Genomic DNA, 11,954 nt, shown 5'->3' with positions numbered 1-11,954 from the left:
CGTTTCGTTGCAGAGATTTCGAGATTTTTTACATTGCGTTAACAAATGATTGAATTAGCGAAAACAATAAGGAGATAAGATTGTCATTGTGAGCGACAAACACAAATTTTAAGGAGTGGTCAAGTTGTTTAAGAAAAGCACGTTGGCGGTAACTGCGGCAGTAATGGCATTGTCTTTGGCGGCATGTGGTACTAAAGCAAACGAGAATACGCAAGGTGGCGCAACGCCGGCTCCTTCCGCAGCGACTCCGGCTCCAGCAGGTCTGAAGGGCGAGATCAAAATTGACGGTTCTTCCACCGTGTTCCCGATCTCCCAGGCTGTGGCCGAGGAGTTCATGAAGAAAAATAAAGATGTAAAAATTACAGTCGGCGAGTCCGGTTCCGGTAACGGCGCGAAGAAATTGATCGCTGGCGAAATCGATATCGCGGACATGTCCCGTAAGTTCAAAAAAGAAGAATTGGACGAATTGAAAACGAAACAAAGCACCGAAGCATTTGAAATGCCCGTGGCCTTGGATGGCATTACCGTTGTCGTAAACAAAAAGAACACGTTCGCGAAGGATATGACGGCAGAGGAATTGAAAAAGATTTGGAATAAAGACAGCAAATTGAAAAAATGGAACGAAGTTCGTCCGGAATGGCCGGATAAAGAAATCAAGTTGTACGGCCCAGGTACGGCTTCCGGTACGTTCGAATTCTTTACGGAAGCGATCAACGGCAAAGCAAAAGAATCCCGCGCGGACTACACGGCTTCCGAGGACGATAACGTACTTGTGAAGGGCGTAGCCGGCGATGAGTTTGCTCTCGGCTACTTCGGTTTCTCTTACTACAAAGAAAATGAAGATAAGTTGAATGCCGTTGCGATCAAGAAGGATGCGAACGCTCCGGCAGTAGCTCCGACTCACGAAACGATCGAAAAAATGACCTATGCGCCGCTTTCCCGTTACATCTTCGTGTATCCGACGAAGAAAGCGATCGATCAACCGCACATTAAAGAATTTTTGAAATATTACAACAGTGCGGAAGGCATGAAATTGGTTGAAGCCGTTAAGTATATCAAGCTTCCTCAAGATGTTTTGAACAAAAACCTGGAATTATTGAAATAATGAACCTGAATCTGTAAAAAAGTTTGGAAGCCGTGGCACTCCGGAGGTTCGCTGTGGAGTGCCGCGGTTTTCCGACTATTACTTGCTTTACACGGGGGGATGTTTATGGACAAAAAAGTTTCGCCTCAATTGACAAAAGTAAATTATAAAAAGAAAAAAAACGTATTATCCTCCGATGTGCTGATACCCAAGATATTGGCCTTTTTTGCTGTTATTTCGATTATGACGACCGTCGGCATCGTGCTGATCCTCATCGTCGAATCGTTCGGCTTTTTCCGGGAAGTCCCGTTCTGGGAATTCATCAGCGGCATCCAGTGGACACCGCTGTTCGAGCCGCCGCAGTACGGCATTTTACCCCTGATCTCGGGTACGCTGCTCATTACGCTGATCGCCAGCGTCGTCGCCATCCCAATCGGGCTCGGCAGCGCCATTTATTTAAGCGAATATGCACCTGCAAAAGTGCGGAATATCGTCAAACCGATTCTGGAAATATTGGCGGGCATTCCGACGATCGTATACGGCTTCTTCGCCCTGACGTTCGTTACGCCTGTACTCCGGTTCATCATTCCGCAAACGGAAATATTCAATGCCCTTAGTGCGGGCATCGTCGTAGGAATCATGATTATTCCGATTATTTCCTCTTTAAGCGAAGACGCTATGGTTGCTGTGCCAACAGCGCTTCGCAACGGCGCTTACGCGCTTGGGTCGACCAGGTTGGAGGTAGCTTTGAAAATCGTCGTTCCGGCCGCTTTCTCCGGTATCGTCGCATCCTTCGTGCTCGGGTTGTCCCGTGCGATCGGCGAAACGATGATCGTGACACTGGCGGCGGGCAATATGGCTGTAATGGCCTATAATCCGCTGCAAAGCTTGCAAACGTTGACGGCTTATATCGTATCGGTCAGCTCTGGCGATACACGGTATGGATCAATCGAATATTTAACGATTTATGCAGTAGGGATGACGTTGTTCGTCATGACATTGGCTATGAATATTCTGGCAAGCTACATTTCCAGAAAGTTCAGGGAGGAATACTGATGGAAAGCCATAATGAACTTCAGCACATCAACAAACGCAAAAGCAAAAATAAACGTTTCCATCAGTTGTTTTTTGCATCCACCTGCTTCGGAATTGTTGCGCTTGCTTTATTGCTTATACAAATCTTATATCAAGGTCTCGGCTGGTTGGATTGGGACTTCCTGACCAACTATTCATCGCGTTTACCGGATCGGGCCGGCATTCTGGCCGCCTTCGTCGGTACGTTGTGGCTGATGGCGATTACGGCCCCTCTCACGTTCATCATCGGTGTCGCAACCGCGATTTACCTGGAGGAATATGCCAAAGACACTTTATTCAGCCGTATTATCCAAACGAACATCGCGAACCTCGCCGGCGTTCCCTCCATCGTGTACGGACTGCTCGGATTGACGGTTTTCGTCCGGCTGCTGCATTTGGAACGCAGTATCTTGTCCGGCGCGTTGACGATGACGCTGCTCGTGCTGCCGATTATTATCGTCTCCTCGCAGGAAGCGATCAAGACGGTGCCGCAGTCGCTGCGGAACGCTTCATTCGCGCTCGGCGCGAACCGCTGGCAGACGATCACCCGCGTGGTGCTGCCGACGGCCTTGCCGGGCATTCTAACCGGATCGATTCTGTCGTTGTCCCGGGCAATCGGAGAGACGGCTCCGCTTATCGTCGTCGGCGCGGTCGCTTACGTGGCTTTCTTGCCGCAATCGCCGATGGATACATTCACGGCAATGCCGATCCAGATTTTCAACTGGGCGAGCCAGCCGCAGGCGGAATTTCAGAACGTGGCCGCGGCAGGGATTATTTTATTGCTCATCATGCTGCTCAGCATGAATGCGTTCGCCATCTATTTGCGCAACAAGTATCAGAGGAAGCTGTAGAAGACCGTTCAGGAGGAGCCTAGAGATGACAACGATTGTAGATATAAAGCAGCTGGATTTATATTATTCCGAATTTCATGCGTTAAAGAAAGTGGACATGGAAATTTCCGAAAGCTCTGTCACCGCCTTCATCGGACCTTCCGGCTGCGGGAAGTCGACGCTGCTGCGGACGTTAAACCGGATGAACGATATGATCAAGGGCATCAGGATTGAAGGGAAAGTAGCCATCGACGGTCAAAATATTTACGACCCCGATGTGAATGTCGAGCTGCTGCGCAAAAACATCGGCATGGTATTCCAGCAGCCGAATCCTTTCCCGAAATCCATTTACGATAACATTGCGTATGGTCCGCGCATTCACGGCATAAAAGATAAAGAACAGCTCGATCACATCGTCGAGACGAGCTTGAAGGCGGCAGCGTTGTGGACCGAGGTCAGCGGCAACTTGAAAAAGTCGGCCTACGGTTTATCCGGCGGCCAGCAACAGCGGCTGTGCATCGCAAGAGCGCTCGCCGTGAACCCGCGCATTCTGCTGATGGACGAACCGACGTCCGCACTCGATCCGATCTCGACGCTGAAGATCGAAGAGCTGATCCGCGAGCTTCGCGAGAAATATACGATCGTTATCGTCACGCACAATATGCAGCAAGCCGCACGGATTTCCGACTTCACGTCCTTCTTCCTGAATGGCGAAGTGATCGAATCCGATCAAACGGAGAAAATTTTCACGACGCCGACCGACCAACGGACGGAAGATTATATTACAGGACGTTTCGGTTAATAACGACAACGATAATTAGGAGGAGTAGCGGATGGACACGAGGTCGAATTTTCATCAAGCGGTGGAAGATTTGCAGCAAGAACTGCTCAATATGGGCACTCTGGTAGAGAACAGCATCGAAGGAGCGGTTGAAGCGTTGGCGAAGCGGGACGAAACGCTGGCGAAGCAAACGATCGATCAAGACGATCAGATTGACGATAAGCTGCTGCAAATTGAAGAAAATTGCTTGCGCCTCATTGCGCTGCAGCAGCCGATGGCCAGCGATCTGCGGATCATCGGGACGGCGCTCAAAATCGCCGTCGACTTGGAGCGAATCGCCGATCACGCGGTCGATATCGCGAAGATCGCCCGGCGTCTGGCAGGCAAAGACCCGGTGAAACCGCTGGAAATCATCCCGAATATGGCGTTGATCGTTCGGGAAATGCTGAGCGAAAGCTTGCAATCGTACACGCAGCGGGACGTGCATCGCGCAGCGAGGCTCGCCGAACGCGACGACGAGGTCGATAAGCTGTACAGCTCGGTCGTGGAGGAGATCAACGGCCTCATGAACAGTGACTTGGCGCGCAACCGCGAGCTGTCGCAGCTGATGCTGGCCGCGCATTTCCTTGAGCGCGTCGCCGATCATACGACCAATATCGGCGAAGGCGTTATTTATATGGTTACGGGTAAGCGTAAAGATCTGAATGTTTGAGGAGAAGAGTACAGTTTTGGCCAACTGCCGAAGCTGTGCTTTTTTTTAATTTTCCGTTTAACCGGTGACGGATACAAGAAGCATTAATTTACAATATTTTAACATGCGCTGTCGTTTCCATTTAATACTAGGTTGAAGGTCCTATGTTATAGTGAATGTAGAATAAGACTACAATTCGATAAGTAGGGATGGATATGGCAGCAGACCGAAACTTGATCGAGTCGTCAGCGGAAGTGAGGCGAGCGCTGCGGGAAGAGCTTCTCGACCTGTTGCACTCGAAGAACATCCGCTCCGTGTATCAGCCCATCGTCTCCTTGAGCGACGGGGAGGTCCTCGGTTACGAGGCTTTAACGCGCGGACCGGAACGGAGTGCGCTTCATTCCCCGCTGTCGTTGTTTGAGTTGGCCGAACAAGAAGGCTTGTTGTACCCGCTCGATAGGCTGGCGCGGTCGAATGCGATCGGAAGCGTCACGCTGCGCAGCGGGAAGCAGCAGCTCTTTTTGAATTTGTCGGCGGACATCTTGAACGACCCTTTGTTTGCCCCGGGGCAAACGCTAGAGCTGCTGCGCCTTCGCGGTCTCACACCGGCTAACGTCGTGTTCGAAATTACGGAGCGCAGCTCGATTGAAGATTTTGAGAAGACCAAGCATATCCTGGATCACTACCGGAAGCAGGGCTACCGGATCGCCATCGACGATGCGGGGGCAGGTTACTCGTCGCTGCAGGCCATTGCCGAATTGCACCCGGATTATATCAAGGTGGACCGTTCTCTCGTTTCCGGCGTGCATCGGAACAAAACGAAGGAATATATCCTTGAAACGATGGTGACGTTCGCCGAGAAGCTCGGCGTCTATTTGATCGCCGAAGGGATAGAAACCGAGGAGGAGCTGACGAAGCTTACGCTGATGGGGGTCCATTACGGACAAGGTTTCTTGCTGGGACGTCCTGATAAGGAACCGGCGGATCTAACTCCCGAGCTTCGGCAGCATATTGTCTCACACCGCAAAAAGCTCGAGATGTCAGGGCATGTGCTAAGCATTGGCGAGCTGAGTTCCCCCTCCCCGACGTTCGACGCCCAGACACCGATTTCGACCGTAGCCAATTACTTCAAAGAACATGTAAACGCCCAAGGTGTGGTGGTGACGACTGGGAGCGAGCCCGTCGGCCTTATTATGCGCGATCGGTTATTTCAGCAATTGGCCGGGCAATACGGTTATTCGCTCTTTTGGAATCGGCCGATCGATTCAATCATGGACGTTCGGCCCTTAATCGTTGAGGAGCATACGCCGGTAGAATGGGTTTCGCGGCTTGCCACATCCAGGGATATTCGTAATTTATACGATCTGGTCATCGTCACGTCGAAAGGCTGCATGCTTGGCACCGCCTCCATCCGCACCATTCTGGAATGCATGACGAATGTGAAGATGGAGAATGCCAAAGTCGCCAGTCCGCTTACCGGATTGCCCGGTAATTTACAGATTAACCGCGAGCTGAATCGGAGGCTGACCGAGGGCCGTCACTTCTCGGTCATTTATGCCGACCTCGATTACTTCAAATGGTTTAACGACCGTTACGGCTTTCATCAGGGCGACCAGTTGATTCAGTTTACGGCCGATTGCATTCAACAGGCGATCCACCTTGCCGGCATCCCGGATGACTTTGTCGGACATATCGGCGGTGACGATTTCATTGCCATGAGCGGCACCTCCAACCCGGAATTGTTATGTACGGACATCCTTCAGCGTTTTGACCGGGGCGTTCGGGCGTTTTATGAAGTAGACAACTGGTCTTACGTCGAAGACCGGCACGGCAATCGGATGGAGAGCGGTGGTGTGACATTGTCGTTAGCGCTGGTCGTCTGCAAGTCCGGGCTCGGCGTGACGCCCGAGCAAATTTCACAGGTCTCGGCCCGGCTGAAAAAGCTGTCCAAGGCGTATCGCGGCAGCGTGTATTACTGCGACTGCATCGGCTCGGAGGCGACGGCTCCCGCCGCTGATCCGCAGCCTGCGCATCAAGGGAACAAATCGAGCATCTGATCCAGGCGCTGGATTAAATACACTTTTCTTTTTCCCAGCCGGTGCTGGGAAATTTTTTTGTCCTCCGCCGCGGAGTCGCTGTCCTCGTGCAGCCATACGGCGTCGAGCCCGGCTTTAACCGCTCCGCATACGTCGTGCTTCCACGAATTGCCGACCATGACGGCATGTCGCGGAGGGAGCTGCAGCGCCTGCAGCGCTGTCTTGAACAAGAGCGGGGCGGGCTTTTTGTCCGCCGGCTTGAGGGCGGTGTAGATGCGTTCCTGCGGAAAGAACGGATGCAGGCCGAACCTCTGGAGCAGCAGCATCACTTCGGCGCGCGGGCTGTTGCTGATGATCGCGAGCTTGCAGCGCGGAGCGAGCGCGGCAAGCGTTTCGAGCGTGTGCGGGGGCATGGTCTTGGCAGAGACCTGCAGCTGCAGCACTTCCTTCATAAAATCACGGGTCATCGCGGAGGAGAACGGAATCTGCTGTTCCTCGAACGCTTCGCGCAAGCATTGCTGCTGCAGTTCGTCAAGCTGCTTGAAGGTGGCGCGAGCCTTCTTGCGATGATGCCATTTGCCGATATAGGCCTGCCATAATTGCCCGGCGTCCGGCGTGTCGTCAGTACTCCAACGGGCCGTGTAGCGGCTCCACACCTCGCGAAAACTGGCTTCAAAGCTGAGCCCCCGCACGACCAACGTCTGATTGACATCGAAGAATACGGCTTGCTTTCCGCTAAGCGGTTTGTCTTCAGTCACTTTCATCCCTCCGGTTTCCTGGCGCGATGCGAACGCAAAGCGCGGCTAGGAGCGAGTTAGTTCATTTTATGCGAGCTTAGCCCGGGTCACCCCTGTTCCGTCCGCTTTCGTTTATGTTTTTTTCTTCTGGAGTCGTATGCTATCATGTAGGTAGAAGGTAGTCTGCCTGCGAATGGGGTGTAATCGTTGTCCAAGCTTATTTTGATCGATGGAAATAGTATCGCGTATCGTGCGTTTTTTGCGCTTCCTCTGCTCAGCAACTCGAAAGGGCTGCACACGAACGCGGTTTACGGATTTACGACCATGTTATTGAGATTGTTAGAGGAACATCAGCCGTCGCACTTCCTTGTGGCGTTCGATGCGGGGAAGACGACGTTTCGGCATAAAGGTTATGCGGAATATAAAGGCGGGAGGGAGAAGACCCCGTCGGAATTGACCGAGCAATTCCCGCTGCTGCGGGAGCTGCTTGCTTCGTTCGGGATCAAACAGTTCGAACTGGAAGGATACGAGGCTGACGATATCATCGGTACGGTCACCCGGCTGGCCGAGGGTCAGGACGAGCTGAAGGAAGTCGTCGTCGTGACAGGGGATAAAGATATGCTGCAGCTCGCCTCCGACAAGGTTCATATCGCGTTGACGAGGAAGGGGATCAGCGAGATCGAGCTGTTCGACCCTGCTCATATCGACGAGAAGTATGGGCTGAAACCGCAGCAAATCATCGATTTGAAGGGACTCATGGGCGATACGTCCGATAATATTCCGGGCATTCCCGGGGTCGGCGAGAAGACGGCGCTCAAGCTGCTGCATGAATACGGGACCGTAGAAAACGTATTGGAGCATGCATCGCAGATCAAAGGCAAGATGGGCGAGAAGGTCGCCGCACATGCCGACGATGCGCGGATGAGCAAGGAGCTTGCGACCATATACCGCGAGGTGCCGGTCGATATGGAGCTCGATTCGCTCTCTTATGCGGGTTACGACAAGCAGGCGCTCGGAGAGATGTTCCGCAAGCTGGAATTCAAATCGCTGCTGGAACGGCTCGATTTGCATGGCGTCGGTGTCGGCGGAGACGAATCGTCTGAGAACGGGACGGAAGCGGCTCCGGCCGCTTCCGTGGAGACGGTGCGGGTATCCGATCAGTCGCAGCTGGACAAGCTTATCGCTGCGCTGCCGCGTGTAAAAGCGCTCCACGTCGAAGTGATCGGAGACAATCCGCATACGGCCGAGGTGCTCGGCATCGCGTTCTATGAGGCGGACGATGCGGGAGGCTCCTCCGAAGCGCAGGAGGATTCCGGCGCCGAGTCAGGCCGCGTGCACTACGTTCCGTTCGACGTGCTGACGGGGGATGGCGCCGGCGAAGTTCGCGCCTGGCTGGCCGACGAAGGCAAGTCGATCACCGTGTACGACTTGCATAAGGCAGTCGTCGCTCTTTGGTGGAGAGGCCTCGAGCTGCAGGGCGTGGCCTTCGACGTGCTGCTGGCCGGTTATTTGCTCGATCCGACCGAGTCTACGCTGACGCTGTCCGGTCTGACGTCGCGTTACGGCTTGCCGGCGCTGCCTGCCGACGAAGACGTGTTCGGCAAGGGGGCGAAGTTCCAGGTGCCGGAGCAGGACGTACTGGCCGGCTTCATGGGACGCAAGGCGGCAGCCGTGCAGCGGCTGACGCCGAAGCTGATGGCGGCCCTTGAGGCCAGCGAAATGCACGGGTTGTTCTACGAGCTTGAGCTCCCGCTTGCGCTTGTATTGGCTTCGATGGAGAAGAAGGGCATCAAGGTCGATACCGAGGAGCTGAAGGCGTACGGCGCCGAATTGAGCGGACGGGTCGAACAGATTATACAGAGCATCTATGAATCGGTCGGCACGGAATTCAACATCAATTCGCCGAAGCAGCTCGGCGAAATTTTGTTCGAGAAGCTGCAGCTGCCCGTTGTGAAGAAGACGAAGACCGGCTATTCCACCGACGCCGAGGTGCTCGAGAAGCTGCAGGACCGCCACCCGGTCGTTGCTCAAATTTTGCATTACCGCACGCTGGCGAAGCTGCAATCCACGTATGTGGAAGGGCTGCTGAAAGAGGTTCGGTCCGATACCGGCAAGGTGCACACGTACTACAGGCAGACGATCGCGGCTACGGGCAGGCTGAGCAGCCAATACCCGAACCTGCAGAACATCCCGATCCGTCTCGAAGAAGGACGCAAAATCCGCAAGGTGTTCGTACCATCCGAACCGGGGTGGCGTATCTTGACGGCCGACTACTCGCAGATCGAGCTGCGCGTGCTCGCGCACATTTCACAGGATGCGCGGCTCATTGAAGCGTTCCGCAACAATATGGACATTCATACGAAGACGGCGATGGACGTGTTCGGCGTGGCGGAGGAGCAAGTCGACTCGAATATGCGCCGTCAAGCGAAAGCCGTTAACTTCGGCATCGTGTACGGCATCAGTGATTACGGCTTGTCGCAGAACCTGAACATTACCCGTAAAGACGCGGCTCAGTTTATCGAGCAATATTTTGCCGTGTTCCAGGGGGTTCGCCAATATATGGAAGATATTGTGAAGAAGGCGCGGACCGACGGCTACGTCACGACGCTGCTCCACCGCCGCCGCTATTTGCCGGAGATTACGGCGTCCAACTATAACATCCGTTCGTTCGCGGAACGAACCGCGATGAATTCGCCGATCCAGGGATCTGCCGCGGACATCATCAAGCTGGCTATGGTGCAGCTGGATCGGCGCATGCTGGAAGAAGGCGTGCGAAGCCGCTTGCTGCTGCAGGTACACGATGAATTGGTGCTTGAAGTGCCGGAAGAGGAACTGGAGTCGATGAAGCGCATGGTGGCGGAAGTCATGGAATCGGCGCTCCAGCTGGACGTGCCGCTTAAGGTCGACGTCGACAGCGGCACGAATTGGTACGAAGCGAAATAATCGGGAGGGACACAACATCATGCCGGAATTGCCTGAGGTCGAGACGGTCCGCCGCACGCTGCAGCAGCTTGTTGTAGGCAAAACCGTCGAACGGGTGACCGTCCGCTTGCCGCGGATCGTTCAGCATCCGGACGACATCGAAATTTTCGCCGCGCTGCTTGTTGGTGAAACGATCCGTTCGGTGGAGCGGCGCGGGAAATTTTTACGCTTCATCTTCGATCATTATACGCTCGTCTCCCATCTGCGGATGGAAGGCCGATACGGGGTTTACCGTTCAGACGAACCCCTTGAGCCGCATACGCATGTCGTGTTTCATTTCACGGATGGGAGCGAGCTGCGGTATAAAGATGTGCGACAGTTCGGCACGATGCATATTTTTGCCAAAGATCAGGATTTGCAGGAGGCGCCGCTGCGCAAGCTCGGTCTTGAGCCGCTCGACGAGGCGTTCACGCTGAAGGCGATGACCGACCGGCTCGCGAAGCGGACGACCAAAATTAAGCCGCTCCTGCTCAATCAGGAATACATTGTCGGCATTGGGAATATTTATGTGGATGAATCGTTGTTTAGGGCCGGCATCCATCCGGAGCGGGAAGCGAACTCGTTGTCCGCGTCCGAATGGGCCAAGCTGCATGAGGCGATTGTGTCGACGCTGCGCGATGCGGTAGCGGCCGGCGGCTCCTCGATCAAATCGTTCGTGAACGGACAAGGCGAGATTGGGATGTTTCAGCACCAGTTCAACATGTACGGCCGTCAAGGAGAGCCTTGCCCTACTTGCGGGCAGCACATCGAGAAGAAGGTCGTGGCCGGACGCGGCACGCACTACTGCCCGAAGTGCCAGCCGTTGAAACGCAAACGCAGCTCGGGCGGCAAGACCAAAGCGTAACGGCGGCCGCTTATGAACGAATGATGCACCACCCGCCCAGAACTCCCATATAGTAACCAGTGAGACGTTCGCGAGGTATAAGCTTTAGGGCTGACTGCGTCGTTGCACAACGATTGAACCGCCGCTAACTTCGACGGTTTCTAGCTGGGAGGAAAGAGCATGCTGCCGGTCTTTTCATTAATGCTGCTGGCGCTTGCCGTCAGTTTGGACGGTTTCGGCGTCGGCGTCACGTACGGGCTGCGCAAAATTCGGATACCGTTCTTGTCGGTGGCGATCATTTGCTGCGTCTCGGGCTTGATTATTTTGCTCTCGATGCAAATCGGCGTATGGATGAGCGGTTACGTTCATCCGAATGTCGCCAAGGATATCGGCGCTTTCATCTTGATGGGCATCGGTGTGTGGGCGCTGTATCAGCTGTTTATGCAAAAAAAGGATGAGGATCCAGGTCTGGATTCTAACGATGGAGAGGAATCCGTATCGGCAGCCGGGAGGTCTGAAGCAAGCGAGGCGCCGCCAGTTGCGGTCACGGCGAAAGAGATTGTGTACATCGAGCTGAAGCGATTCGGCCTGGTTATCCAAATCTTGCGGAAGCCGTCGATCGCCGATATGGACCGTTCCGGCAATATCTCGGCGTACGAGGCGACGCTGCTTGGTCTGGCACTGTCTCTGGATGCGTTTGGCGCAGGGATCGGGGCCGCGTTGATCGGCTTTACGCCCTGGCTCACAGCGGCAGTCATTACGCTGTCGAGCGGCATTTTTCTCGGATTCGGCTTGAGAATCGGGTTTCGGTACGCAGAGATGAAATGGGTTCGCCGGTTGTCGGTGCTGCCCGGATTTGTTTTGATCGTGATGGGCATCATGAAATTGTTATAACTACGTTCTTGATATGGTGGAA

At 54.1% G+C, this 11,954-nt stretch carries 10 protein-coding genes; 9 read left to right on the top strand and 1 reads right to left on the bottom strand.

Annotation, left to right across the window (positions count from 1 at the left end; genetic code table 11):
- Positions 1-124 precede the first annotated feature (124 nt).
- The 6 genes from FKP33_RS02600 (at position 125) to FKP33_RS02575 (ending at position 6,517) form a co-directional block, all read left to right on the top strand.
- A complete protein-coding gene (locus tag FKP33_RS02600) occupies positions 125-1,105 on the top strand; it encodes a PstS family phosphate ABC transporter substrate-binding protein (protein ID WP_373423820.1) in 981 nt (326 codons plus the stop codon).
- Between the two features lie 105 nt (positions 1,106-1,210).
- Positions 1,211-2,140: a phosphate ABC transporter permease subunit PstC gene (gene pstC / locus FKP33_RS02595; protein WP_141333870.1), complete on the top strand. Its 930-nt coding sequence runs from the start codon at positions 1,211-1,213 to the stop codon at positions 2,138-2,140.
- The gene (pstA, locus tag FKP33_RS02590) at positions 2,140-3,009 is read left to right on the top strand and encodes a phosphate ABC transporter permease PstA (protein ID WP_141333869.1); all 870 of its coding nucleotides are present in this window, start codon (positions 2,140-2,142) and stop codon (positions 3,007-3,009) included. Before pstC ends, pstA begins: the two co-directional genes overlap by 1 nt.
- Positions 3,010-3,034: 25 nt before the next feature.
- Positions 3,035-3,790, top strand: a complete 756-nt coding sequence (gene pstB, locus FKP33_RS02585; protein WP_127608732.1) for a phosphate ABC transporter ATP-binding protein PstB — start codon at positions 3,035-3,037, stop codon at positions 3,788-3,790.
- 31 nt (positions 3,791-3,821) lie between these two features.
- On the top strand, positions 3,822-4,481 hold the full coding sequence (gene phoU / locus FKP33_RS02580; RefSeq protein ID WP_127608731.1) for a phosphate signaling complex protein PhoU: 660 nt from the start codon (positions 3,822-3,824) through the stop codon (positions 4,479-4,481).
- Positions 4,482-4,675: 194 nt separating this feature from the next.
- Complete coding sequence (locus FKP33_RS02575) at positions 4,676-6,517, top strand: GGDEF domain-containing protein (RefSeq protein WP_181410027.1); 1,842 nt, start codon at positions 4,676-4,678, stop codon at positions 6,515-6,517.
- Here FKP33_RS02575 and FKP33_RS02570 read toward each other — a convergent pair.
- Entirely contained in the window at positions 6,493-7,260 is a 768-nt protein-coding gene (locus FKP33_RS02570; RefSeq protein WP_141333867.1) for an HAD family hydrolase, read from the bottom strand. The genes FKP33_RS02575 and FKP33_RS02570 overlap by 25 nt on opposite strands.
- Before the next feature lie 180 nt (positions 7,261-7,440).
- Between FKP33_RS02570 and polA the strand changes: the two genes are divergently transcribed.
- The 3 genes from polA to ytaF all read left to right on the top strand — a co-directional run bounded on the left by polA (position 7,441) and on the right by ytaF (position 11,932).
- A complete protein-coding gene (polA, locus tag FKP33_RS02565) occupies positions 7,441-10,176 on the top strand; it encodes a DNA polymerase I (RefSeq protein WP_141333866.1) in 2,736 nt (911 codons plus the stop codon).
- Positions 10,177-10,195: 19 nt separating this feature from the next.
- A complete protein-coding gene (gene mutM / locus FKP33_RS02560) occupies positions 10,196-11,059 on the top strand; it encodes a DNA-formamidopyrimidine glycosylase (RefSeq protein WP_054797452.1) in 864 nt (287 codons plus the stop codon).
- Positions 11,060-11,218: 159 nt separating this feature from the next.
- Positions 11,219-11,932 carry a sporulation membrane protein YtaF gene (ytaF, locus tag FKP33_RS02555; protein WP_141333865.1) on the top strand — a complete coding sequence of 238 codons (714 nt, stop codon included), beginning with the start codon at positions 11,219-11,221 and terminating at the stop codon, positions 11,930-11,932.
- Positions 11,933-11,954: the final 22 nt, after the last annotated feature.

This window comes from Paenibacillus sp. tmac-D7 (assembly GCF_006519665.1).
Lineage (GTDB): Bacteria > Bacillota > Bacilli > Paenibacillales > NBRC-103111 > Paenibacillus_G > Paenibacillus_G validus.
This window is presented reverse-complemented; position numbering and strand designations above follow the sequence as displayed.